This is a genomic window from Maricaulis sp., assembly GCF_030149235.1.
Taxonomy (GTDB): domain Bacteria; phylum Pseudomonadota; class Alphaproteobacteria; order Caulobacterales; family Maricaulaceae; genus Maricaulis.
Map to the genome: position 1 here is coordinate 115,432 of NZ_JASBRW010000014.1, position 22,940 is coordinate 138,371.

Annotated in this window: 22 protein-coding genes and 3 tRNA genes; 8 read left to right on the forward strand and 17 right to left on the reverse strand. The window is 61.6% G+C overall.

Going from position 1 to position 22,940, the window contains the following annotated elements; translation table 11 throughout:
* Positions 1-22: 22 nt before the first annotated feature.
* Complete coding sequence (locus Q1V51_RS02775) at positions 23-316, reverse strand: succinate dehydrogenase assembly factor 2 (protein WP_300552515.1); 294 nt, start codon at positions 314-316, stop codon at positions 23-25.
* 76 nt (positions 317-392) lie between these two features.
* Between Q1V51_RS02775 and recG the strand changes: the two genes are divergently transcribed.
* Positions 393-2,477 (forward strand): ATP-dependent DNA helicase RecG, encoded by a 2,085-nt coding sequence (gene recG / locus Q1V51_RS02780; protein ID WP_300552518.1) that lies wholly within the window; start codon positions 393-395, stop codon positions 2,475-2,477.
* Here the strand turns inward: recG and Q1V51_RS02785 are convergent.
* Positions 2,474-3,130 (reverse strand): DUF502 domain-containing protein, encoded by a 657-nt coding sequence (locus Q1V51_RS02785; RefSeq protein ID WP_300552520.1) that lies wholly within the window; start codon positions 3,128-3,130, stop codon positions 2,474-2,476. The genes recG and Q1V51_RS02785 overlap by 4 nt on opposite strands.
* Positions 3,131-3,273: 143 nt before the next feature.
* Between Q1V51_RS02785 and Q1V51_RS02790 the strand changes: the two genes are divergently transcribed.
* Positions 3,274-4,416, forward strand: coding sequence for a DUF3089 domain-containing protein (locus Q1V51_RS02790; protein ID WP_300552522.1), 1,143 nt, complete (start codon positions 3,274-3,276; stop codon positions 4,414-4,416).
* A gap of 6 nt (positions 4,417-4,422) precedes the next feature.
* Here the strand turns inward: Q1V51_RS02790 and kdsA are convergent, their stop codons facing one another.
* The gene (gene kdsA, locus Q1V51_RS02795) at positions 4,423-5,274 is read right to left on the reverse strand and encodes a 3-deoxy-8-phosphooctulonate synthase (protein ID WP_300552525.1); all 852 of its coding nucleotides are present in this window, start codon (positions 5,272-5,274) and stop codon (positions 4,423-4,425) included.
* Positions 5,275-5,380: 106 nt separating this feature from the next.
* On the opposite strand from kdsA, the gene Q1V51_RS02800 reads away from it, so the two are divergent.
* Positions 5,381-6,847 carry a deoxyribodipyrimidine photo-lyase gene (locus Q1V51_RS02800; RefSeq protein WP_300552528.1) on the forward strand — a complete coding sequence of 489 codons (1,467 nt, stop codon included), beginning with the start codon at positions 5,381-5,383 and terminating at the stop codon, positions 6,845-6,847.
* Here the strand turns inward: Q1V51_RS02800 and Q1V51_RS02805 are convergent.
* Positions 6,844-7,473: a DUF6134 family protein gene (locus Q1V51_RS02805; RefSeq protein WP_300552531.1), complete on the reverse strand. Its 630-nt coding sequence runs from the start codon at positions 7,471-7,473 to the stop codon at positions 6,844-6,846. The two genes, Q1V51_RS02800 and Q1V51_RS02805, sit on opposite strands and share 4 nt — an antisense overlap.
* A 93-nt stretch (positions 7,474-7,566) precedes the next feature.
* On the opposite strand from Q1V51_RS02805, the gene Q1V51_RS02810 reads away from it, so the two are divergent.
* Together Q1V51_RS02810 and metC are read left to right on the forward strand one after the other, a co-directional pair.
* Positions 7,567-8,580 (forward strand): cysteine synthase A, encoded by a 1,014-nt coding sequence (locus Q1V51_RS02810; RefSeq protein WP_300552534.1) that lies wholly within the window; start codon positions 7,567-7,569, stop codon positions 8,578-8,580.
* Positions 8,577-9,731 carry a cystathionine beta-lyase gene (metC, locus tag Q1V51_RS02815; protein ID WP_300552537.1) on the forward strand — a complete coding sequence of 385 codons (1,155 nt, stop codon included), beginning with the start codon at positions 8,577-8,579 and terminating at the stop codon, positions 9,729-9,731. Before Q1V51_RS02810 ends, metC begins: the two co-directional genes overlap by 4 nt.
* Positions 9,732-9,794: 63 nt before the next feature.
* Here the strand turns inward: metC and Q1V51_RS02820 are convergent.
* The 10 genes from Q1V51_RS02820 to Q1V51_RS02865 form a co-directional block, all read right to left on the reverse strand.
* Positions 9,795-9,871: transfer RNA gene (locus Q1V51_RS02820), tRNA-Arg, on the reverse strand.
* A 9-nt stretch (positions 9,872-9,880) separates the two neighbouring features.
* The gene (locus Q1V51_RS02825; RefSeq protein ID WP_300552540.1) at positions 9,881-10,186 is read right to left on the reverse strand and encodes an ETC complex I subunit; all 306 of its coding nucleotides are present in this window, start codon (positions 10,184-10,186) and stop codon (positions 9,881-9,883) included.
* Positions 10,187-10,215: 29 nt separating this feature from the next.
* Positions 10,216-10,292, reverse strand: a tRNA-Pro gene (locus tag Q1V51_RS02830).
* A gap of 39 nt (positions 10,293-10,331) precedes the next feature.
* The gene (locus Q1V51_RS02835) at positions 10,332-10,895 is read right to left on the reverse strand and encodes a DUF192 domain-containing protein (RefSeq protein WP_300552543.1); all 564 of its coding nucleotides are present in this window, start codon (positions 10,893-10,895) and stop codon (positions 10,332-10,334) included.
* A gap of 79 nt (positions 10,896-10,974) precedes the next feature.
* Positions 10,975-11,499, reverse strand: a complete 525-nt coding sequence (locus Q1V51_RS02840) for a cold-shock protein (protein WP_300552545.1) — start codon at positions 11,497-11,499, stop codon at positions 10,975-10,977.
* A 375-nt stretch (positions 11,500-11,874) separates the two neighbouring features.
* Positions 11,875-12,375: a 6-carboxytetrahydropterin synthase gene (locus tag Q1V51_RS02845; RefSeq protein WP_300552578.1), complete on the reverse strand. Its 501-nt coding sequence runs from the start codon at positions 12,373-12,375 to the stop codon at positions 11,875-11,877.
* A 91-nt stretch (positions 12,376-12,466) separates the two neighbouring features.
* Positions 12,467-12,541: transfer RNA gene (locus Q1V51_RS02850), tRNA-Glu, on the reverse strand.
* Between the two features lie 71 nt (positions 12,542-12,612).
* On the reverse strand, positions 12,613-14,421 hold the full coding sequence (recJ, locus tag Q1V51_RS02855; RefSeq protein WP_300552580.1) for a single-stranded-DNA-specific exonuclease RecJ: 1,809 nt from the start codon (positions 14,419-14,421) through the stop codon (positions 12,613-12,615).
* 2 nt (positions 14,422-14,423) lie between these two features.
* Positions 14,424-15,380: a class II fructose-bisphosphatase gene (gene glpX / locus Q1V51_RS02860; protein WP_300552582.1), complete on the reverse strand. Its 957-nt coding sequence runs from the start codon at positions 15,378-15,380 to the stop codon at positions 14,424-14,426.
* A 70-nt stretch (positions 15,381-15,450) separates the two neighbouring features.
* Positions 15,451-15,780, reverse strand: coding sequence for a hypothetical protein (locus Q1V51_RS02865; protein ID WP_300552585.1), 330 nt, complete (start codon positions 15,778-15,780; stop codon positions 15,451-15,453).
* Positions 15,781-15,865: 85 nt separating this feature from the next.
* Here Q1V51_RS02865 and phaC point away from each other — a divergent pair, with 85 nt between their 5' ends.
* Positions 15,866-17,746, forward strand: coding sequence for a class I poly(R)-hydroxyalkanoic acid synthase (phaC, locus tag Q1V51_RS02870; protein ID WP_300552587.1), 1,881 nt, complete (start codon positions 15,866-15,868; stop codon positions 17,744-17,746).
* A gap of 99 nt (positions 17,747-17,845) precedes the next feature.
* Here the strand turns inward: phaC and Q1V51_RS02875 are convergent, their stop codons facing one another.
* A complete protein-coding gene (locus tag Q1V51_RS02875) occupies positions 17,846-19,729 on the reverse strand; it encodes an ABC transporter transmembrane domain-containing protein (protein WP_300552590.1) in 1,884 nt (627 codons plus the stop codon).
* A gap of 12 nt (positions 19,730-19,741) precedes the next feature.
* On the reverse strand, positions 19,742-20,362 hold the full coding sequence (locus Q1V51_RS02880) for a class I SAM-dependent methyltransferase (protein WP_300552593.1): 621 nt from the start codon (positions 20,360-20,362) through the stop codon (positions 19,742-19,744).
* Positions 20,363-20,481: 119 nt separating this feature from the next.
* Between Q1V51_RS02880 and Q1V51_RS02885 the strand changes: the two genes are divergently transcribed.
* Both Q1V51_RS02885 and Q1V51_RS02890 read left to right on the forward strand, forming a co-directional pair.
* Complete coding sequence (locus Q1V51_RS02885) at positions 20,482-21,396, forward strand: LysR family transcriptional regulator (RefSeq protein WP_300552596.1); 915 nt, start codon at positions 20,482-20,484, stop codon at positions 21,394-21,396.
* 47 nt (positions 21,397-21,443) lie between these two features.
* On the forward strand, positions 21,444-22,319 hold the full coding sequence (locus Q1V51_RS02890) for a glycerophosphodiester phosphodiesterase family protein (protein ID WP_300552599.1): 876 nt from the start codon (positions 21,444-21,446) through the stop codon (positions 22,317-22,319).
* 68 nt (positions 22,320-22,387) lie between these two features.
* On the opposite strand, the gene rpsI is transcribed toward Q1V51_RS02890, so the two are convergent.
* Positions 22,388-22,882 (reverse strand): 30S ribosomal protein S9, encoded by a 495-nt coding sequence (gene rpsI / locus Q1V51_RS02895; protein ID WP_300529949.1) that lies wholly within the window; start codon positions 22,880-22,882, stop codon positions 22,388-22,390.
* Positions 22,883-22,940: the final 58 nt, after the last annotated feature.

A 22,940-nucleotide genomic window follows, 5' to 3' on the forward strand; every position in this document is an offset into this window, starting at 1 on the left:
GTCTTTTATCTAGCTGAACAGCTTACTGTCTCGGACCATCGCCAAACTCGGCGTCCTCGTCGACCCGGAAACGTTTCAACGCCTGCATGACGTCGCCGTCAAACTGCGCGGGCGTCGGCTCCCGGCCGATGATCCATGCATACAGATCCGCATCGGTCTGGTCGAGCAAGTGCTCAAATTCGACGACCGCATCATCAGACAGGCTGTCGAGGTTTTGGTCGGCGAACCGGCCCAGGATGAGATCGGCTTCCTTGAAGCCGCGACGCCAGGCCCGGATACGCAGCTTCTTGCGCTTATGTTCAATCGTTTCGGTCATAACCCGCGATATAGTCCGGGTAACCCGCCGCGTCGAGCACTGGCGCAGCGCGTCGAGCACTATAAAATGCACGCCGATGCGACCGGAAATTCTCTTCCCGCTTTTTCAGGATATCACTGCCCTGCCCGGCATCGGCCCGCGGCTGGCCGCCTTGCTGGCCAAGCTCGCCGGCCCGCGCGTGAAGGATGTGCTCTGGCTCAAGCCCAGCAGCTTGGTGGACCGGCGTCGCAAGGTCGGCATTGCCGAGGCCCCGGAAGGCCAGATCGTCACCATCCAGGCCCAGGTCGAGGAGCATTTACCCGGACGCCGCAAGGGACAGCCCTATAAGGTCCGCCTGTATGACCCCACCGGCTTCCTGCATCTGATCTATTTCCATCCGCGCGGCGATTATCTCAGCAAGCTCCTGCCCGTCGGAGAAACCCGCATCATTTCCGGCAAGGTCGAACGCTTCGGCTCCGAGATCCAGATGGTGCACCCCGACCTCGTGATGAGCGAACAGGAGGCCGAGACCACGGCACTGCTCGAGCCGGTCTATCCACTCACGACCGGGCTCACCGGGAAAACCGTGCGCAAGGCCATGGCCGGGGCCCTGAAGCTGTTGCCGGACTTGCCGGAATGGATTGATGCCGACCTGCTCGTCGAACGCCGCTGGCCCGCATTTTCTGACGCCCTGACAGCTCTTCACGCCCCCGAGGATGCGCAAGCGCTTGAAGCCGACAATCCAGTCCGCGAGCGTCTGGCCTTTGACGAGCTCCTGGCCCGGCAATTGGCGCTGCAGCTAGTGAGATCCCGGCGCAAGCGCCAGGCCGGCCGCGCCCTTCAGGGGGATGGCAGCCGGGTGGGTGCATTGCTCAAGCATGCGCCCTTTGCACCGACAGGAGCCCAGCAGCGCAGTTTTGCGGAAATCGAACAGGACATGGCCGAGCCGGAACGCATGACCCGCCTGTTGCATGGTGATGTCGGCGCCGGCAAGACCTTCGTTGCCGCACTCGCTGCGGCTCGTGCCGCCGAGGCCGGCACCCAGACCGCCTTGATGGCACCGACAGAAATCCTCGCCCGCCAGCACGCCAGGACACTCAAGGCCCTGCTTGAACCGGCAGGCCTCAAGGTGATTGCCCTGACCGGGCGCGACAAAGGCAAGGCCCGCGCGCAACTCCTGGAGCAGATGGCCCAGAGTGAGGTCGATGTGATCTGCGGCACGCATGCCCTGTTCCAGGAAGGTGTGGAGTTCGGCGATCTCGGCCTGGTGGTGATTGATGAGCAGCATCGTTTCGGGGTTTCCGACCGGCTGCGCCTGACCGCCAAGGGATACCGGCCGGATACGCTGGTCATGACCGCGACCCCGATCCCGCGCACACTCTCGCTGGCGGTGTATGGCGATCTCGACGTGTCACGCCTGGATGAAAAGCCCGCGGGACGGATCCCGCCAACAACCCGGCTTATCTCCATGGACCGGGTCGATGACGTTATCGACGGTCTGCGGCGGGCCCTGGCCAAGGGCGAACGGGTTTACTGGGTCTGTCCGCTGGTCGAGGAAAGCGAAAATTCCGAGCTCACCGCGGCTGAGGATCGCTGGCGCTATTTGCGCGCCGCCTTGGGGGATGACGGCATTGGCCTGCTGCACGGCCGTATGAAACCGGCGGAAAAGGAAGCCATCGCCAACGCGTTCCGGGCTGGCGAGATCAAGGTGCTAGTCGCCACCACGGTCATCGAGGTCGGCGTGGATGCCCCCGATGCGACGATCATGATCATTGAACATGCGGAACGTTTTGGTCTCGCCCAGCTGCACCAGTTGCGCGGCCGCGTCGGACGGGGCGACAAACGGTCCTCCTGTCTGCTGCTCTACAAACCTCCACTCGGTGAAACCGCGCAGGCCCGGCTGGAGATGCTGCGAGAAAGCGATGACGGTTTCCGGATCGCGGAGGAGGACTGGCGACTGCGCGGCGCGGGAGACCCGCTGGGTCTACGCCAGAGCGGACTGCCGGACTTCAAGCTGGCCGAAATTGAAGCACACGCCGATCTGATTGAGCTGGCCAATGACTGGGCCAAGCTGATCGTGGCGCGCGACCCCGAGCTGACAGAGGAGACCGGACAGGCACTGCGCCACCTCCTCTACCTGTTCGATCAGGACACGGGCATTCGCCTGCTCAAGTCCGGCTAGGCCTTGACCTCGTCCGGCAGGGCGTCCCTCACCTCCGCTGGGAGCTTGTCCGGGGTCACCATGCCGAAGGAGATAATCAGCTTGGCGGCCTCTTCGACCGACATGTTGATCGGTATGGTGTTGGAGCGCGGCGTGTAGAGCAAAAAGCCCGAGGTCGGGTTCGGCGTGGTCGGAACGAACAGGCCGATCACATCATCGGAAATATTCTCCCGCAACGTATCATTGCCCTCCGCCGAAACGAACGCGACGACGTAGAGGCCCTTCATCGGGTACTCGATCAGCACCACTTCCTTGAAGGAATTCTGCTTGCCGTTGAACACGGTTTCAACGATCTGCTTCACCGCGCCATAGACATTGCGGACCAGCGGCACACCGGTCAGCAAACGTTCGCCCATCCCAATCAGGGACCGGCCAAAGAAATTCGCGGCCAACGCGCCGAGCACGGTCAGGAGGAAGACCGCGATCACCACGCCCAGCCCCGGGATGGTGAAGTCACCGGGCAGATAGGTTTCCGGATTGTACCGGGCCGGGATGATCGGTTTCACCACCCGGTCGACAAAGCCGACAAAGCTGATGATCAAGAACACCGTGACGCCAAGGGGCGTTGCGATGACGATCCCGGTCAGAAAGCTATTTCGGAGCCAACGCAGCATCTATTCCATTCCATCCTGTGCGGCGCACCGCACACTACCCCCCGGCAGCGAGGCAACCATAAGCGAAGCCTTGCACGCCGCCAATCGGTTGCGCTTGGATAATTCGCCAGCAATCATGCGCCGACTCGCCCGAGGAATTCGTTTTGAACACTATCCGTATCGCCTGGTGGATAATTGCTGCAAGCGTCGGTGGCTTTCTCGCCCTCGCCGCCTTGTCGGGCTGGTTCTTGCGCGATCAGATTTTCCAGACATTCCAGGACCCTGGCGAGCCGTTCCAGACCTACGAGCCGCCGGACGCGGCCGATTATACCGCAGCCAATGCCTGGTTCCTGCGCGGCGAATTTTCCGAGCCGCTTGAAGCGGCGGTGTTCTTTGTTCACCCGACCACCTATTCCGGCGGCGCCAACTGGAATGCCGAGCTCGACAAAGACAGTTCCAACCAGGCCGTCGAGCGCGTCATCCTGCCCAATTACGCTGCGCCGTTTTCAAGCGCCGGCCCGCTCTTTGTGCCGCGCTATCGCCAAGCCGCGCTCTACGCCTTCATGAATAATCGCGAGGACAGCGTTCTGGCGCGCGAATTTGCCTATCGGGATGTTTTGCGGGCCTTTGACCAGTTCTCGCAGGATATCGGATCCGCTCGGCCGATCATGCTGGCCGGTTATGGTCAAGGCGGGTTGCATGTCCTGCGCCTCTTGATCGACCGCTTTGCCGACAATCCCGAGCTTCAGGCCCGCCTGGTCACGGCTTACATCATCGAACACCCGGTGCCTCTGGATCTGCTCAACACCTCGCTGGCAACCATCCCGGCCTGTGAAACGCCGGAGGATGTCCGCTGCATCTACGCCTTCATGCAGGTCCTGCCGAGCGAAGAACGCCGGATCCGCATTCTCACGGAACGCACGATGAGCTGGACCCCGGAAGGCCCGCTTGATTTCGTTGATCAGCGACGCCTGCTCTGCACAAACCCGCTACTGGCGGCGCCCTCCAACCAGTTCGCCTCGGCCCAGCTGCACCAAGGCGGTGTTGCCGCGGTCAATCTGTCCATGGACACCAATCCAGCACCGATCCCGCGGCAAACCGGGGCGCAATGCGCGGACGGCGTGCTGTTCACCGATTTGCCGCGCTCACGCTTGCTGCGCCGTCCGGGCCGCATCGCGGAGGAGTTCCGTGAGCCGCCCTATAATCTGTTTTATGAGGATATCCGCCTCGACGCCGCGCGTCGCAGCTTGATCCTGTCGACAATCCTGCAGGAAGAACGCCGCTGGAGCGCTCTTGACCCGGACTAGGTCCTATCAGGTCCAGCCTTTGGCCAGCTGGTCAAACCGCAGGAGATCCGCCACGAGCGCTTCGAATTGATCCAGCGGCACCATGTTCGGGCCGTCGGACGGGGCGTTGTCGGGATCGGGATGGGTTTCCATAAACACCGCGCCGACACCGATCGAGACCGCGGCGCGCGCCAGCGGCGGCACGAATTCGCGCTGACCGCCTGAGGTCGTGCCCTGACCGCCAGGCTGCTGCACGGAGTGCGTCGCATCGAATACAACCGGCGCACCGAACCCGGCCATGATCGGGAGGGACCGCATATCCGTGACCAGCGTGTTGTAGCCGAAGCTGGCGCCGCGTTCACAGGCCATCACATTGGGATTGCCGGCGGCCGCGACCTTGCCGAGGACGTTTTTCATGTCCCAGGGCGCCAGGAACTGGCCTTTCTTGACATTGATCACCTTGCCGGTTTTCGCCGCGGCGATGAGCAGGTCGGTTTGACGGCACAGGAAGGCCGGGATTTGCAGGACATCAACGGCCTGGGCCGCGATCGCGCACTGCTCGGCGGTATGCACATCGGTCAGCACCGGAAGCCCGGTCGTTTCGCGGATTTCAGCAAAGATCGGCAGCGCCGCTTCCAGGCCAACACCGCGCTGGCTGGACAGGCTTGTTCTATTTGCCTTGTCGAAGGAAGTTTTATAAATCAACCCGATATCGAGGCGATCCGCGATCTCCTTGAGTTGGGCGGAGACTTCCAGGCCATGCTCGCGGCTTTCCAGCTGACATGGTCCGGCAATCATTACCAGCTTCCGGTCATTGCCGATTTCGATCGCATCTTGACCCGGACGGGGAACGGAAATCACGGCATTTAGCTCGGTCACGGCCAACTCCTTGAGCAATTTTTGTGGCGTCGCTGCCATCCAATCTGATCTTGGCGCACAGCTCTATCGTAGACGAATTGAGTTCTTATTGACGGACAATCAAGTGATGGCAACCGCCGCAGCCACAGCACCGGCCCTCGTCTGGGTCGGACGAGACCTTCGACTCCGGGACAATCCAGCACTCTCAGCCGCCGTGCAATCGGGCCAACCGCTTCTGCTCGTCTATATCCACGAAGAGAATACGCCCTACCGGCTGACAGCCGGGTCGGCCAGCGGCTGGTGGCTGCACCGTTCGATCGAGCAGATGAGCGAGGCGCTGCAGAAACTGGGCGCGCGGCTGCACCTGATCCAGGGCAATGCAGAGTTCATCCTGCCACATCTGGCCCAGAAGCACGGCATCACGGACGTGTTCTGGAACCAGATCACTGACCCCAAGATCGATGATCGGGACCGACGCCTGGCCCAACGCCTGATGGAGATCGGGACCCAGCCGCGTGTTTTTCGGTCTATCACCTTGCTCGACGCCGGCCAGGTCCTGAACAAGTCTGGTCAGCCCTTCCGGGTCTTCACCCCCTTCTGGCAAACCGCCTCGGCCACGATCCGCCCCAATCGGCTCGCACCCGTTCCAGAGCAGATTGTGGATGCCGGTATAGAGGTTGATGGGAGTTTGATCGGCGACTGGGGCCTGATTCCGTCCAGCCCGAACTGGGCCGAAGGCTTTGATGATCACTGGACACCCGGCGAACAGGGCGCGCAGGCGGCCCTCGACCGCTTTCTCGACGAAGCTCTGAACGACTACCCCGAGCAGCGCGACCGGCCTGATGTCACCGGGACGTCACGGCTCTCGCCTCACCTCGCCTTTGGCGAGATCTCGCCGCGCCAGGTCTGGATCGCAGCCCGCGACGCCGAAGCCCGAGGCGCATCTCCGGCGGCCGTGGAGAAATTTCTCGCTGAAATCGGCTGGCGGGAATTCTCCTACTACCTGTTCCATCATTTCGGGGACCTGAGGCAGAAGAATTTCAATCCGAAATTCGATCGTTTCCAGTGGCGCGAAGACGACGCAGCCTTCCGCGCCTGGACCAAGGGCCAGACCGGCATCCCCATGGTCGATGCCGGCATGCGCCAGCTCTGGCAGACCGGCTGGATGCACAATCGCGTGCGCATGATTGCGGCCTCCTTCCTGGTGAAGCATCTCGGCATTCACTGGCAGGAGGGCATGCGCTGGTTCGAGGACACGCTGGTTGACGCCGACCCGCTGGTCAACGCGACCAGCTGGCAATGGGTTGCCGGCACAGGCGCCGATGCGGCGCCCTATTTCCGGATTTTCAATCCAGTGACGCAGGGTCAGAAATTCGATCCAAAGGGTGATTATGTCCGGCGCTGGGTGCCTGAATTGAGTGGACTGCGAGGCAAGGACATTCACGCGCCGGCCGAGGCACCGCCCGCCATGCGACTGTCCGCCGGCGTCGAGATCGGCCGGAATTATCCGGCACCGATCATCGATTTGAAGCAACGCCGCCAGACCGCCCTCGACGCTTTTTCAGCGCTCAAGGAAACCGGGGCGCCGAACTAGGCGTTCTGCAACACGTAACGGATGCGCTGGCCGCGTGCTTCGAACTCGCAGCCGACCCACCGGCCATCCGCGTCATACCAGAGATCAACGGTCACCGAGCCGGCCATGCGATAGCCGCTGGCCTCCACACTGCCATTGGCGGTTTCGATCATGGCGGTGCCGAGATCCGTCACCTCAACCGGCATGGGCTCACCGGTTTCAGTGTTGAGAATGGTTTCAATGCCCGGCTCATAGCCACGCCAGTGGCTGGACGGGATCAGTTCGCCGAGCATTTCGCCAACCGAGATCAGTTCGCCTTCCGGACCGCGCTCGACATCCACCTCAAGCCAGCCTCCATCCTTGAAGGTGCGCGACCGCATCAGGACGAGCTCGTTATCATCCCAGCGTTCAATGGCCTGGTGCTCGTAGCGGAAGACGGTAATCGGACCGAGACGTACGGACAGCTCGATCTCGATATCGACATCGACATCGCCATTGCCAAGCGGGGTAAAACGAACGATGTGTTCACCGAAGGGCGACCCATTGCGATAGACATCAAAGCGGATGTCTTGTGCAGGAACATCCGTTGCAAAGGCGGGCGCGGAACCCAAAATAAGCGTGGCGGGGAGAAGCAGTGTTTTGATCATACCTGCGATACGTGCCTATTATCGAACCGGATCACCTCAGACCCGAATTTCCCTCGGATACACAGCCACATTTGCCCTACCTGCGAGGTCCCCATGCCGTATGCCCGTTCGGTCATTGACCTGATTGGAAACACCCCCCTTCTTCGCCTGAACAAGGCTTCAGAGGAAACCGGCTGTGAGATCCTCGGCAAGGCGGAGTTTCTCAACCCCGGCGGATCGGTGAAGGATCGCGCCGCCCTCGGCATCATCCGGGCCGCAGAAGCCTCCGGGGCCCTGAAACCCGGCGGCACCATTGTCGAAGGTACGGCCGGCAATACCGGGATCGGCCTGGCCATGGTCGGCGCCGCGCTGGGCTATAAGGTCGTCATCGTCTTCCCGCGTACACAATCCAAGGAAAAGAAGGACGCCATCCGTTTGCTGGGTGCGGAACTGATCGAGGTCGATGCCGTTCCCTACAAGAACCCCAATCATTACGCCCGCTATTCCGGAACGCTGGCCGCCGAACTCAATGAGCGCGAACCCAATGGCGCGATCTGGGCCAATCAATTCGACAATGTCGCCAATCGCGATTTCCACGCGCAGACCACAGCAATGGAAATCTGGGACCAGACCGGCGGCAAGGTTGACGGCTTTGCCTGTGCGGTCGGCTCCGGCGGTACAATCGGAGGCGTTTCCAATGGCTTGAAGTCCAAGAACGCAGACATCCAGATCGGACTGGCCGACCCCGGTGGCGCAGCCCTCTATGGCTATTACGCGCACGGCGAACTCAAGGCCGAAGGCAATTCGATCACCGAAGGCATCGGGCAGAGCCGTATCACCGCCAATCTGGAGGGCGTCGTCATTGACCGCGCCTACCGGGTCAGCGACGAGGAAGCCCTGCCGATCATTTTCGACCTGGTCCAGGATGAAGGCCTTTGCCTTGGCGGCTCTGCCGGCGTCAATATCGCCGGCGCCATGCGGCTCGCCCGCGATATGGGGCCGGGGCATACCATCGTGACCATCCTGTGCGATCACGGGTCGCGCTATCAATCCAAGCTTTTCAACCCCGACTTCCTGCGAGAAAAGAATCTCCCAGTCCCGGCCTGGCTCGACGAGAAAACAGCATGAAAAACGCAACCCGCCTGACCCGGCTTGGACGGGCGCATGGGGAGCGCGGCCTGGTCAATGCCCCGGTTGAGCGCGCTTCAACGATCCTGGCCCCGTCCGCGGCTGAGCTTTACAGCGCCCCCCCCGGCCGACCGCATTATGGCCGCGTTGGCCTCGCGACCCAGACCGGCCTGCGCGAGGCGCTGTGTGACCTGCAGGGCGGGCGACATTGCGCCCTCACCAGTTCGGGTCTGCAAGCCAATGTTCTCGCCGTGCTGTCAGCGGTCGAGGCCGGCGGAACCGTGCTGGCGGCAGATTGCATCTATGGCCCTGTGCGCGGCTTCCTGCTGCAGACACTCAAGCGCTTTGGCGTTGAAGTGAAGTTCATCTCCTCCCGCACAGGTGCGGACGTGGAAGCCCATATCGATGACACCGTCCAGGCCATACTGCTGGAAAGCCCCGGCTCATTGACGATGGAAATCCAGGACCTCGAGGCCGTCGCCAGCATTGCCCGCAAGCAGGGTGTGACGACGATCATTGACGATACCTGGAGTGCCGGTCTGACCATGAAACCACTCGAGATTGGAATTGATCTCGCCGCCCAGGCCCTGACCAAGTATGTCGGCGGCCATTCCGATGTCATGCTGGGCGCGGTGGTCGCGGGTTCGGAGCGCGCTGCACGGCGCTTAGCTGATACCGAGCGGATGCTGGGCATTTTCGCCAGCCCGGATGATGCTTTCCTCGCCCTGCGCGGCCTGCGCACGCTCGAAATGCGGATGCAAAAAAGCGGAGCCTCCGGTCTGCAGATTGCCCACTGGCTCGACAGCCGCGATGAGGTCGGGAAAATCTATCACCCCGCCCTGCCCTCGCACCGCGACCACGACCGCTATCAGCGCTGGTTCTCCGGACCAGCCGGGCTGTTTTCCTTCGAGCTGCGGGTCGAGGATCTGGCGACCGCCGAACGCTTCATGGACGCGCTGGAGCTGTTCGGGATTGGCTATTCCTGGGGTGGCTATGAGAGCCTGATCATCCACTGCGACCCGCAATTGCGGCGCAGTGCCGGCGATGAAGGCCATACCGGAATCCTGATGCGCCTCGCCATCGGGCTGGAAGCGCCGGAGGATCTGATTGCGGATCTGGATCGGGCGTTTGAGGTGATCGCAGCGAATTAAGCCGGCTCACGACCGCAGATGCGGTCGAGCCCAGCTCCAAAAACTCGTAATCCAAGACAAAAGTGGCGCCCCCGGCAGGACTCGAACCTGCAACCATCCGCTTAGAAGGCGGGTGCTCTATCCGGTTGAGCTACGGGGGCGAACCCGCGCTAGTGCGACCAGGGTTGTTTGCGGTCCGCAGCAAAATTCGCAGCATAGGATTTTTCGTACCGCTTCGCGGTCTGCGGTTCGGAGACCTGGAACGGAATGCCCTGGCGCTTGGCGTAGGCAATCGCCTCTTCCTTGCTGTCAAAATTCAGCTGAACCTGGCTGCGCATGTCCGAGCTCGACGTCCACCCCATCAGCGGGTCGGGCCGGCGCGCCATTTCCGGACGAAACTCTAGGGTCCACTGCTTCGATTTCGCACGACCGGACTGCATGGCGCTGCGGGCCGGCTGGAAGATTTTTGCAAACATCGATCTCTCCAATCCCAAAGGATTTGCGATGGTCGGGGCGGCAAGATTCGAACTTGCGACCCTCTGGTCCCAAACCAGATGCGCTACCAGGCTGCGCTACGCCCCGTTATTGCCCTTATGGAAGCGGTCTTGCCCAATGGCAAGGCTAGGGCTCTTCAGAGACTGCATCCGACGCAGTTTCTTCCACAGCATCCTCCGCCGGCGCGGTTTCCACATTGTTGAAGAAACGGTGCCGCACCACGGCACCCGGCCGAATACTGCGCTCGATTGCCTGTCCGCCTGCGAGTTCCAGTACACCGGTCACGACATGGTCGGAGGTCAAGGACCGCCGGGCATTGGGCTGGGCATAGGCGATCACTTTGACCACCACGCCTTCGCTATCGATATAAAGCAGGTCGAGTGGGATGAGCGTGTTTTCCATCCACATCGACGCGTGTTGCGCCGGCTGATAGTGGAACAACATGCCAGCATCGGCATCGAGGCTCTCGCGATACATGAGACCACGGGCCATCTGTTCTTCGGTCTCCGCGATTTCAGCTGTTACGGTATGGCTGACACCACCGGCGTCGATCACCACGGTTTCAGCGGTCCCGAAGACGACCTCTGCAATCTCGGCAATAGAGATGTCCGCTGCCGGCTCGGCAGTCGGGTCGGGCTGCGCAGCGACAGTGCCGCTGATCAGCAAGGCGGAGAGAAGAAGTGTTTTCATGCGCCGCAAGCTAGCCAAGCTCATAGGCCTAGGCAATCACTCGCCCCAAGAGCCCGGCCGGCTTGTGCAGTCGCCATGACTAGACCGGCGCACCAACCCGGATTTCCGCTGCCAGAGCCCCTTTGGGACCTTCAACACAGCGAACCTGGACGGTTTCGCCCGGTTGTATCTCGTCAACACCGGCGCGGCGCAGTGTGGCTGCATGCAGGAAGACGTCGCCCTCGACCTCTTCGCAGGTCACGAAACCATAGCCGCGCAGGGCATCAAACCATTTCACAACAGCGCTGTTGAAGGGGGCACCAACACCCGTATTGGGGTGAAAACGCCGGGGTCTTGCAGGGGCTTCTTGATCGCCTCCGCTCATCTCGACGATCTCGATCGCCTGACGCCCTTTATCACCCTTGACCGCTTTGCAGGTCACGCTGGCATTCGGCAAGGCCGGTCCCTGCCCAAATCGTCGGAGACAACTTGCGTGCAGGAGAATATCTCCCAACCCGTCAGATGCGTCGATGAAACCATAACCGCGTGCCGGATCGTACCACTTCACGCGCCCCTCTAGACGAACCACTTCGGTGTCGTCGAAAACTTCATGAGCCAGAACCATAACATTTCGCTCGCATAGACAACCCTCGAGCGAATGGTTTTACACGTTTTCAAAAGTTAAGAGAAGGTGAATCGGGCGTTTGGTTGCTTCTAGCACCCGCAATATGATGATACTGACAACCATTCTCAGCCACATTAACACAAAATGTGGTGTTGTTTTATATGACCTGCCTCAAGGATCTGCGTATCCTGTAAAGATTCTGTAATGTGCAATTTTCCCGTTTTAGGCGAATAATTTGGGGAAAAGTGCGGAAATCTAACCGTGTAATATGATTGCCTATCCACGATACCGTGCACTAAAAGCGCCTAGATGAGCGAGCTGAACCGCACTCAAACACCGAATCGAAGGGCTTGAAAGCGTCCTGCCGAGAAGAGCCTAGAGACGGGATGCGAGGGCTTCGGCGTCAGACAGTCGCTGCACGGCTTTGGCGCTGCGATAGATACCGCTGTTAGAGCCATGCTCCGAGCATTCCACCGATTCCACCCAGCAGCGGCCGCCGGTCAGGCGTTGTACGATCTCGTCAGCCTTGTGGAAGGCCATTTCAGCCATGCGTTCGCAACTGGTCCCCGGAACAATCCGGACGCGTGCGATGCCACGCTCGCCCAGCGCCTCCAGCGCCGCCCGCTCGGGATCATCCTCGGCAACCAGCAGGGTGTGGTCGAACATTTCGTGCAGCCAGTCGCGGATATGCCCGAACCCGCCCTTGCCGAAATCGAGTACCCAGCCGCGCTTGTCGAGCTGCTCTGCTGCGAAGACGAAATGGAAGCCGAAGGAATAGCCATGCAGGAGATGGCAATCACTATCCGCCGCCCATTGCCGCGAGGTGCAGGACAAGCCGCGCTCATTGCCGTAGGTCTTGGTAGAAAGGTGCGCCATATCAAACCCGCATCTTGACGAAGCCAAAGCCGCTACGCTCGCGAAGCGCGGCCAGAGCGGACATAACATGGTTGGCTGAAAATCGCATCGATGGCAGTCCCTAGGGGAATCGAACCCCTCTTTCCAGGTTGAAAACCTGGCGTCCTAACCGATAGACGAAGGGACCGCATCGATGTGAGGCCGGTGATATAAAAAAGTTGTTCGGCCCTTGCAAGCGCTTGCACTGAAAAAAGCGCATCAATTGACAGGCGCGACGTCCTCGATTTGCAGCTGAACGCTCTCCCGCCCTTGCCAGGCATTGATTTTCAGCCGCCCCGCGATGTGCAGTCGCTGATCACTCGCGCGCAGTAGCGCCTCTCCCGCTGGCAAATCAGCCAGACGGAAACCGATTGCGGCCACGCGTGCACCATCAGGACCTTCCAGCGTGGCGCGAACATGATCGCTGCCGACCCGCTTGGCGTAGGTGACGCGGATATCGGGCATGACAAAGCGCGGCTCAGCATGCCCCTGGCCAAACGGACCGAGCGTCTCCAGGCTTCGGCACAGATCGAGTGTCGCTGCGCCCGGGTTCAGAACACCATCGATCCAGCGCGTGCGGGCGTCTTCCGCAGCGGCCAGCTCCGGAGCCAGGCAGGCATCGAGAAATTCAACCAGGGCGTTGATGCCATCCGGGTCGACCGTCAGGCCACCGGCCATGGCGTGCCCGCCGCCCGAGCGCAGCAGCCCTGCCTCACGGGCCTGCGCAATCGCACCGCCCAGATTGACCCCGGGCACCGAGCGGCCGGATCCCTTGCCCGCCGGCACCTCGGCGCCGCGGTCGATACCAATCACGATGGCCGGCTTGTCGTAGCGCTCCTTGATACGGCCCGCGACCACACCGATGACACCCGGGTGCCAGCCCTCCCCGGCGGCGACCAGAACTGCGCGAGCGGCCCCCTGCCCTTCAACCTGGGCCAAGGCTGCATCGAGGACTTCCGCCTCAATACTGCGGCGCTCCGTGTTCGATAGGTCGAGGCGCTTTGCGTGCTTGAGCGCTTGTTCGCGATCATCGGTCGTCAGCAGTTGTACACCGAGATCGGCCTGCCCGACCCGGCCGCCGGCATTGATCCGTGGTCCGAGGAGAAAACCGGCGTGATAAACACTTGCATCTTCCTCAATCCCGGCGATCTCGGCGAGCGCCGCCAGCCCGGTCTGGTCCCAGCGGCTCATGACTTTCAGTCCCTGGGCGACGATGGCGCGGTTGATCCCAGTCAAGGGCACCACATCGCATACCGTCCCCAAGGCGGCGAGATCGGCAAAGTCGAGGAGATCCGGCGCGCTGGCCTGGTCGAAATGGCCCCGTCGCCGGCCTTCCCGGTTGAGCGCAGCGAGCAGGATATAGGTCACACCGGCCGCCGCCATGTGTCCACAGCCGGACTCGTCATCCGGCCGGTTGGGATTGACCAGTGCAGCCGCGGGCGGGAAGGCCCCATCCATTAAGTGGTGGTCAACGACAATGACCTCGAGGCCCAGATTGGCGGCCGCCTCCAGCGCGCTATGCGCTGCAGCACCGCAATCGACCGTGATCACGACCTCGACGCCCTGGTCACGCAGGCTTTCAAAGGCTGCGATATTGGGCCCATACCCCTCCTCGATCCGGTCGGGGACATAATGGGCCGCCTCGCAGCCCTGAGACCGCATCCACCGGATCAGCTGCGCCGCAGACGTCGCGCCATCGACATCATAGTCGGCGAAGACGGCGATCTTGCGCCTGGCTTCCAGCGCGTCCCAGAGCAGACCGGCAGCCTTGTCCATATCGGCAAAGCTCGAGGGATCGGGGAAATAGTCCTTGAGCCGTGGCGCCAGAAATTTTCCCGCTTCATCCGCGCTAATCCCGCGCGCTGCAATCAGGCGGGCCAGAACGTCCTCGATCCGTTGTTCCCGGACAATCCGGTTGACCTCGGCCTCGGGGCTGGCGCGCAAGCGCCAGGTCTTCCCCGTCAGCGATGATGAGACGTCAAGTAGCGGGGCCTCCCGCTCAAGCTCGATCTCGGCCGCGCCGGTCATGGCTAGCCGATCGGGCTGGTGGTCCGGATCCGGCGCACCGACTTGTCCGAACTGTCGAGCAGCAGGGTCTCCGTGGTGACGTGTGAGGCGGTGCGCGACACACCCTCGACCAGATCGCCCGACGTTACACCGGTTGCGACGAACAGGCATTCCATCGAAGCCAGCTCGGTCAGATCGTATTTGCGATCCAGATCGGTCACCCCGACCCGGGCTGCGCGCGCGCGCTCATCATCATTGCGGAAGAACAAACGCGCCTGCATCTGTCCACCGATACAACGTAGTGCGGATGCGGCCAGCACGCCTTCGGGCGCTCCACCCTGGCCGATATACATGTCGACCTGGGTTCCCAGGCCCGAAACGCCCATGGCACCGGCGACATCGCCGTCGGAAATCATGCGCACCCGCGCACCAGCCGATTTCACACCATCTATAATATACTGGTGACGTTCACGCTCGAGCACACAGACCGTGATCTCGGATGGGGAAACGCCTTTGGCTTTCGCCAGGTTGATCACGTTTTCTTCCGGTTTGGCATCGATATCGACGACGCCGGCCGGCAGGCCCGGCCCGACAGCGATCTTGTCCATATAGGTGTCCGGAGCATGGAGCAGACCGCCACGCGGGCTCAGCGACAGGACCGCGAGCGCGTTAGGCATGTTCTTCGCTGTCAGGGTCGTGCCTTCGAGCGGATCAAGGGCGATATCGATCGCCGGCCCCACACCGCTGCCGACCTCTTCACCGATGAACAGCATCGGGGCTTCGTCACGCTCGCCCTCGCCGATCACGATACGGCCCTGCATCGCCATGGCATTGAGCCCGGTCCGCAGCGCATCAACGGCGGCCTGGTCAGCCGATTCCTTTTCGCCCCGGCCGATCCAGTCATAGGCTGCGATAGCCGCAGCTTCTGCGGCGCGCACAGCGCCCATGGCAAGATTGCTCAGCGACTGAGTATCGCTCATAGCGGATGTCTCCCTCTCGCGGCGCCAACGCCGCCTGTTCACAAATGTTACCGGTAACAGTGGTTCCGGTTCAATACCCTTGTGGCGGTGTGGTACGGGCCTGCCCATCACGGAGGAACTCCTCCGTATCGCTACCCGCATCATCATCAAGCTGTTCGGATTCGGCGATCAGTGCGTCACGCTGCTCGAGCACCTCATTCATGCGCAGCTCCAGATCACTGCGAATGATCGGGCTGGACCTGTGAACCGGGATTGTCGCCGGAGCGGCGCCCTCACCCTGGCGCTCCATACGGCGCTCTTCGATCCACGCGGCATTTGAGCCTTCGATCACCGGCATGTCGAGCGTAGAACACCCGGCAAGCAAGATCGAAAAAAAGCTGAAAACAGGGACGAACTTCATGATATCTCCTCGCGCGAAGCGCGTGTTTCTGCTTTCTATACGCTCGTGACCGCGCATTCCACTCCCTCTGCAGAAGGATTTGCTCATGAGCAAGACGGACTCGACCGATAATGGCAATGGCCAGGGTCCCAGCTGGACGGATCTGACCGAGAAGGACATGGAAACCCTCGACCAGGTTTCGCGCAATCTGATGCAGGCCTCGCTGAAATCGCAAAAGCTGATGTCCGACGTCATGGCCAAGGCTCTGGAGGGAGACCCGGTCATGCCGCAGGCTGATCCGTTTCATTCTGCACCCGAATTTGGCGAAGTCTGGACCGAAATCGTCTCGCATCCGGAATTGGTCATGCAGGCCCAGGCCGACCTGATGAAGGGCTATCTCGATCTGTGGACCAATACGACCAAGCGCGTTGTGACCGGCGACACCGACCCAACCATCAAGCCCGAGCCCGGCGACAAGCGCTGGCGCTCCAAGGACTGGAGCGAGAACCCGGTCTTCGATGCCATCAAGCAATCCTACCTGCTCAACCAGCACTTCCTGATGGGACTGGTTCAAGGCGTCGATGGCGTCGACGAGCGCACCAAGCGCAAGGTGGAATTTCTCACCAAGCAGATGACGGACGCGCTGGCCCCGACGAATTTCGCCCTGACCAATCCGGACGTGTTGCGCGAAACCATGCAGAGCCGCGGAGAAAACCTGACGCGCGGGCTCAAATACCTCATGGCCGATCTGGAAAAGGGCAAGGGGCGCCTGGCGCTGACCCAGACCGATATGGAAGGCTTCAAGGTCGGCGAGGACATCGCCACGACCGCCGGCAAGGTTGTGTTCCAGAACGATATCATCGAGCTGATCCAGTATGAGCCGACCACAGACACGGTGAAGCAGCGCCCGCTGCTGATCGCGCCGCCCTGGATCAATAAATACTACATCCTCGACCTGCGCGAAAAGAACTCGATGGTGCGCTGGCTGACCAAGCAGGGCTTCACGGTTTTCCTGATTTCCTGGGTCAATCCCGGTCCGGAACTCAAGGACAAGACGTTCGAGGATTACATGCATGAAGGCCTGTTCGCGGCCATTGATGCGATCGAACAGGCGACCGGAGAAACCTCCGTCAACACGGTGGGCTATTGCGTCGGCGGCACCATGCTGGCCTCGGCCCTGGCCTATCTGGAAGCAACCGGGAAGCCGGAACGCATTGCCTCGGCCACCTTCTTTGCCGCCCAGACCGATTTTGAACTGGCCGGCGACCTCCTGCTCTTCATCGATGATGAATGGATGAAGGAAATCGAGCGCCTGATGGACGCCCAGGGGGGTGTGCTGGACGGGCGGACCATGGCCGACACATTTAACCTGCTGCGCTCGAATGATCTGGTCTGGTCGTTCACCATCAACAACTACCTGCTCGGTCGCCAGCCGCAGGCCTTCGACTTGTTGTTCTGGAACGCCGACCAGACCCGCATGCCAAAGGCCCTGCACCTTTGGTATCTGGACAATATGTACAAGAATAACCGCCTCTCGAAGGGCGAGCTCAGCATGGATAATGTCAAGCTTGACCTCGGCGCGGTGAAGACCCCCATCTACATGCAGGCCTCGCGCGATGATCACATCGCCCCCTACCCGTCCGTCTACAAGGGCGCCAAGCGCTTTGGCGGACCGGTTCGCTTCATGATGGCGGGTTCGGGCCATATCGCCGGGGTGATCAATCATCCCGATGCCAATAAATACCAGCACTGGACCAATGATGCCCTGCCGGACACGGTCGATGAATGGATTGGCGGGGCCGAGGAACACCCCGGATCCTGGTGGTTGGACTGGCGCAGCTGGCTTTATGAACGCTCCGGTGACGATGTTCCGGCGCGCGTGCCCGGAGATGGCCAGCTTGATGTCATTCGCCCGGCTCCCGGTGAAAACGTCCTGGTCCGTTCGGATGCGCCAGCGGGCAAGACAAAGGCGGAACCGGCAGAATGATTGGCGAAACAGATAGGCAATAGGCCCCGGTCAAAAGCGCCCAGCGCAAAACCTTGCAAAGGGTCTCACCGCAGCACAACTCGGAGCACAACCAACCCGCTACGCGTTCGCCTGGCTTTCCCCGAATTGCAGCTCGATATAGCGGGCATAGAGGCCGCCGCGCTCGAGTAGCTCGGCATGCTGGCCGATATCGACAATCTTCCCGTCCTCCATCACCACGATCCGGTCGGCCTTGCGCACGGTTGCCAGGCGATGGGCAATTACGAGAGTTGTCCGGTCCCGGGAGACACGTTCAAAGGCCTGCTGGATCACCTGCTCGCTTTCGGAGTCCAGGGCACTCGTGGCTTCGTCGAGCAACAGGATGGGAGCATCGCGCAGGATGGCGCGGGCGATGGCAAGCCGCTGGCGTTGACCGCCAGACAGGGTTGCGGCGCCCTCGCCCAACCCGGTGTCATATCCCTGCGGCAGACGTTCAATGAACTCGTGCGCATTGGCCGCCTTGGCCGCGGCAATGATCGCCTCACGATCCGCATCCGGCCGACCAAAGGCGATATTGTCGGCAACACTGCCAGAGAAGAGCGGCGCGTTCTGCTGCACCACTGCGATGGCCCCGCGCAGGGCATTGGGATCGAGCTCCGCGATGTCGACGCCATCGACCAGTAGGCACCCGGCCTGGGGATCGTAGAAGCGCAACAGCATCTGGAACATGGTCGACTTGCCTGCCCCTGAAGGGCCGACCAGGGCGATGGTCTCGCCATGCGCGATCGCAAGATCGACCTCATCGAGCACCGTGCTGTCAGGCCGTGCCGGATAGGCAAAGCGCACATTCTCAAAGCGAATGTCGCCAGCCACCGGGGTCGGCAGATGCGCGGGCTGGTCCGGCGCCGTGATATCCGACTGGGCCGACAGCAGCTCCATCAGGCGCTCGCTGGCACCTGCAGCGCGCATCACTTCGGCATAGGTCTCCGTCAGCATGCCGACACCGCTGACGGCAACGAAGGCATACATCACGAACTGGGTCATGGCGCCAGGCGTGATAGCGCCGGTCTGCACCTGTACGGCGCCAAACCACAGAACCGCGATCAGACCGGTGAGAATTACCGTGAAGATGACCGCCGTCATGACGGCCCGAACGGAGATGCGGCGCATGGAGACCTGGAAGGTACTCTCCACCGCACCGGCAAAACTGCGCTTTTCTTCGGGTTCTCGTGTGAAGGCCTGCACGGTCTCGAGGGCCATCAGACTCTCGCTGGCCCGGGCCGAAGCATCTGCAAGATTGTCCTGGCTGGAACGCGACAGGCGCTGCACCCGCCGGCCAAACATCATGATGGGCAGGATGATCAGCGGGCCCAGGCCCAATACGAGCGCTGCGAGCTGCCAGTTGACGACCACCATGAGGATCAATGCGCCCAGCGTCGTGGCGACCGTGCGCAGGGCAACGGAAATGGAGGAGCCAACAACGGTCTGGATCAACGTGGTGTCCGTGGTCAGGCGCGACAACACTTCTCCGGTTCGCGTGGTGACGAAAAAGGCCGGGCTCAGGCCGACGAGGTGATCAAACACGTCACGCCGAAGATCCGCGACCACCCGTTCCCCGAGGCGTGAAATGAAGTAAAAGCGAAAAGCGCTGGCCAGCCCGAGAGCGAATGCCACCCCCATGCCGGCGATGAAATAGCCGGACAGGTCGTCGCCGATGGCAAAGGACTGGCACAGCTGGGCATCCGCCGCACCTCCAAAACCGCAATCCACCAAAAGGCGGAAAGCGCCTGGCAGAACGAGGGTCAGGGCCGCTGCGATGACCAGGAAAAAGGCAAAGGCGGCCAGCAACCCGGGATAGGCCAGCACGTAGGGAGCCAGGCGTTTGAGCGGCTGCACGCTGCGCGCCTTGGTCCGGTGCTCGGCATCCCGTTCCATCTCCGCAGCAAAGCTGGAACCGCGATCAAGATCGGCCTGCCGGGCCTGGCTACTGGTTTCCGCGTTCATGCCCTACTCCGTCTAGACCGGCCGGCGCGCGATCATGAAAACCGCTACCGCTTTTTCCGGCCGCCACTGATACTCGACCTCAAAACCGGCATTCTCGAGATAACCCGCCAATTGCGCGGCCGAAAAGAAACTCAAAACCGGCGGAAAAATGCCGAACAGCTTCATGATCGGCGCTATAGGCCGAAGAAACCACATCTTGTCAGCCAAACAAGCGGTCGAGCTGACAAAGACCCCACCCGGCCTCGTCATGTCATAGGCTTTCTTGATTGCTTCTTGCGGCTTGGCAAGCAGATGCAGAATGCTCAGGCCGAGCACGACGTCGAAGGTGCCGGTTTCCAGCGTATCGAAATCGGCGCGCTCGAAACTGACATTGCTGACCCCCGCTTCGGCGGCCTTGTCCCGGGCGATGATCAGCATTTCCTCGGAAATATCGGTGGCCAGGACATGGCGGACATGGGGCGCATGCAGGATGGCGGTCCCGCCGGTGCCGCAACCGAACTCCAAAACCTCACTATCGGGCGTGAAGTGCTCGCGGGTGAGCGCGAGCTTGCGTTCATACACGGCCTCGTCGGCAATGGGCTGACGAGCATATTTCTGGGCGATGCGGTTCCACCAGCGGGCGGTCGAGGTCATGGGCGGTCCCTTTTGTGTCTAGGGCGCGCGAGCGCGTTAAGAAGTGTTGCACTCTCACTTACATATACGCGCGTGATAGATAAATTGCCGCGATTTGCTTTTCTGATATACGCAAATGCATGAATTGGGCATCGATTTCCTTCGACTGGAACCAAATCCGCGCCTTCCTCGCCACCGTTGAGGAAGGCTCGTTTTCCGCTGCGGCACGGGCGCTGGGGCAGACCCAACCTACGCTCAGCCGGCAGATCGCCGCGCTGGAGGAGGCACTCGGGGTGACCCTGTTCGAGCGCGACCGGCGCCATATGCAGATCACCCAGGCCGGGCTGGAACTGGTCGACCATGTCCGCGTCATGGGCGATGCCGCGACCCGCATTTCCCTCGCCGCCTCCGGGCAGTCATCCACCGTCGAAGGCCAGGTCACCATCACCACGACCGACTCCATGGCGACGCTGTTCATGCCACCAATCATGAAACTGCTGCGCGAGACCGCGCCGAATATCACCATCGAGATCATCGCGGCGAATGAGCTGCGTGACCTGCGCAAGCGTGAGGCGGATATTGCCATTCGGCATGCCCGGCCTGAGCAGCCCGATCTGATCGGCAAGCTCGTCGGGGAAACCGAAGCGCGCCTGTTTGCCTCGAAATCCTTCCTTGATGACGTCGGCCGGCCGCAAACCCCGGCCGATCTCGCTGACTATCCCTTTGTCGGTTTCGGCGAGAATGAGCGGGCGCTGCCCTATTTCAGGGAAATGGGCGTCAACATCGAGGTCGGGAATTTCAGGATCGGCGCCAATTGCGGGCTCGCGATCATCGCCCTCGCCCGCGCCGGACTGGGTATCACCCCACTCACGCTCGATGTCTCCGGCCGATATCCGGACCTGGAGGAAATCCTGCCGGGCCAGCTCGGAGCCATCCCCATCCCCGTCTGGCTGGTCACCCATCGTGAGCTCCATACCAGCCGCCGGATTCGTATTGTCTGGGACTTGCTGGCCCGCGAACTCAAAAACGCTCTCGACAGTTCAAACACCGCTTAACCGGCGCCTCAACACGCGCTAGGAGGGGGAAGATACGGAGTTCAACCATGCGCCAATCCCTGCTTATCCTTCCCCTGCTTGCTGCCGCCTGCACGGCTTCACCGGCCATCACAGAGCCTGACCTCTCCACCCGTCCGGCCGCCGTCGTGGAATGTTTCCGCGAGACCGGCGCCACTATGCTCGCCGCCCACCGGGCCGGGCCGCGTCCGGGTTATCCGGAGAACGCAGTTTCAACCATTCACGCCAACGCCGGACTGGGTGTGTTCTACGCCGAGATCGATGTCGCCCAGACCGCCGATGGCCAGCTCTTCCTCATGCATGACGATACGCTGGACCGCACCACGACCGGATCGGGAACCTATGACGATCGCAACTGGGCCGATATCGCCAGCCTGCAGCTCGTCGATGATGACGGCACTATCGTCGCGGAGACCCTGCCGACCCTCGCCGATGCCTTCGCAGCCGCACGGGACACCGGGATGGTCCTCAATCTCGACATGAAGAACGTTGAAATCCCGCAGCTGGTCGATGCGATTCACGCAGAGAACGCGCAGGATATCGCGCTTATTATCGCCTACACGGTCGAACAGGCCGCGGAAATTCACGCCCTTGACCCGACCCTGACCCTGTCCGCGCCCAACCGCCCGGACGAGCTTGCTGCGGCCGGTGTCGATCTGGACCAGGTCTATCTCTGGCTCGGCGTCCGCCTGCCCGAGGCCAGCGAGGACGCGGTTCTCGCCGAGCGCGGCCTGGAAACCTCTGCGGGCCTGTTCCGGCTGGAAGACGGCACCCCGGGCATCTATCAGCAGGCCCGTGCAGCCGGCATCGAGATCCTGTCCGTCGATGATGTGGTCAGCGCCGTCAACGCCTTGGGCGGTCCGGAAACGCTCGAGGCCCAGATCCAGGCCTGCAGCGCCAACTAAACCAGCAAAGAAAACGGGCGGTTCCGAAAGGAACCGCCCGCTTGAATTCCAGCCTGAGCTGACAGCGATTAACGCTTGGAGAACTGGAAGGAACGGCGGGCCTTGGCCTTACCGTACTTCTTACGCTCAACCACGCGGCTGTCGCGGGTCAGGAAGCCACCGGCCTTCAGCACCGGACGCAGGCCCGGCTCGAAATAGGTCAGGGCCTTGGAGATGCCGTGACGGACCGCGCCGGCCTGACCGGAGAGACCACCGCCCTTGACGGTTGCGATGATGTCGAACTCGTCAACGCGCTCGGCCGTCTGCAGCGGCTGCTGCAGCAGCATGCGCAGAACCGGACGAGCAAAGTATTTTTCCTGATCCTGGCCATTGACCGTGATCTTGCCATTGCCGCGCTTGATCCAGACACGGGCGACAGCGTTCTTACGCTTGCCGGTGGCATAGGAGCGGCCATGTTCGTCGATCTGCGGCTCAGCCGGTGTCACATCGACTTCGACAGCGTCATTGCCGCCTTCGGCGATGACGTCTTTGAGGTCCTCGAGGGAGCGTGCTTCTTCAGCCATCATCAGCCTCGTGCGTTCTTGGAGTTCATGGACTTGAAGTCGATCACTTCAGGCTGCT

Coding starts and splice junctions, on each gene's coding strand:
- Q1V51_RS02840 (WP_300552545.1), bottom strand. CDS start 11,499: ATGGTTCTGGCTCATGAAGTTTTCGACGACACCGAAGTGGTTCGTCTA.
- glpX (WP_300552582.1), bottom strand. CDS start 15,380: ATGAGCGATACTCAGTCGCTGAGCAATCTTGCCATGGGCGCTGTGCGC.
- Q1V51_RS02775 (WP_300552515.1), bottom strand. CDS start 316: ATGACCGAAACGATTGAACATAAGCGCAAGAAGCTGCGTATCCGGGCC.
- Q1V51_RS02825 (WP_300552540.1), bottom strand. CDS start 10,186: ATGTTTGCAAAAATCTTCCAGCCGGCCCGCAGCGCCATGCAGTCCGGT.
- Q1V51_RS02835 (WP_300552543.1), bottom strand. CDS start 10,895: ATGAAAACACTTCTTCTCTCCGCCTTGCTGATCAGCGGCACTGTCGCT.
- Q1V51_RS02800 (WP_300552528.1), top strand. CDS start 5,381: ATGGCAACCGCCGCAGCCACAGCACCGGCCCTCGTCTGGGTCGGACGA.
- recJ (WP_300552580.1), bottom strand. CDS start 14,421: ATGACCGGCGCGGCCGAGATCGAGCTTGAGCGGGAGGCCCCGCTACTT.
- Q1V51_RS02805 (WP_300552531.1), bottom strand. CDS start 7,473: ATGATCAAAACACTGCTTCTCCCCGCCACGCTTATTTTGGGTTCCGCG.
- Q1V51_RS02845 (WP_300552578.1), bottom strand. CDS start 12,375: ATGGCGCACCTTTCTACCAAGACCTACGGCAATGAGCGCGGCTTGTCC.
- Q1V51_RS02885 (WP_300552596.1), top strand. CDS start 20,482: ATGAATTGGGCATCGATTTCCTTCGACTGGAACCAAATCCGCGCCTTC.
- Q1V51_RS02890 (WP_300552599.1), top strand. CDS start 21,444: ATGCGCCAATCCCTGCTTATCCTTCCCCTGCTTGCTGCCGCCTGCACG.
- Q1V51_RS02880 (WP_300552593.1), bottom strand. CDS start 20,362: ATGACCTCGACCGCCCGCTGGTGGAACCGCATCGCCCAGAAATATGCT.
- phaC (WP_300552587.1), top strand. CDS start 15,866: ATGAGCAAGACGGACTCGACCGATAATGGCAATGGCCAGGGTCCCAGC.
- recG (WP_300552518.1), top strand. CDS start 393: ATGCGACCGGAAATTCTCTTCCCGCTTTTTCAGGATATCACTGCCCTG.
- Q1V51_RS02785 (WP_300552520.1), bottom strand. CDS start 3,130: ATGCTGCGTTGGCTCCGAAATAGCTTTCTGACCGGGATCGTCATCGCA.
- rpsI (WP_300529949.1), bottom strand. CDS start 22,882: ATGGCTGAAGAAGCACGCTCCCTCGAGGACCTCAAAGACGTCATCGCC.
- metC (WP_300552537.1), top strand. CDS start 8,577: ATGAAAAACGCAACCCGCCTGACCCGGCTTGGACGGGCGCATGGGGAG.
- Q1V51_RS02875 (WP_300552590.1), bottom strand. CDS start 19,729: ATGAACGCGGAAACCAGTAGCCAGGCCCGGCAGGCCGATCTTGATCGC.
- Q1V51_RS02865 (WP_300552585.1), bottom strand. CDS start 15,780: ATGAAGTTCGTCCCTGTTTTCAGCTTTTTTTCGATCTTGCTTGCCGGG.
- Q1V51_RS02810 (WP_300552534.1), top strand. CDS start 7,567: ATGCCGTATGCCCGTTCGGTCATTGACCTGATTGGAAACACCCCCCTT.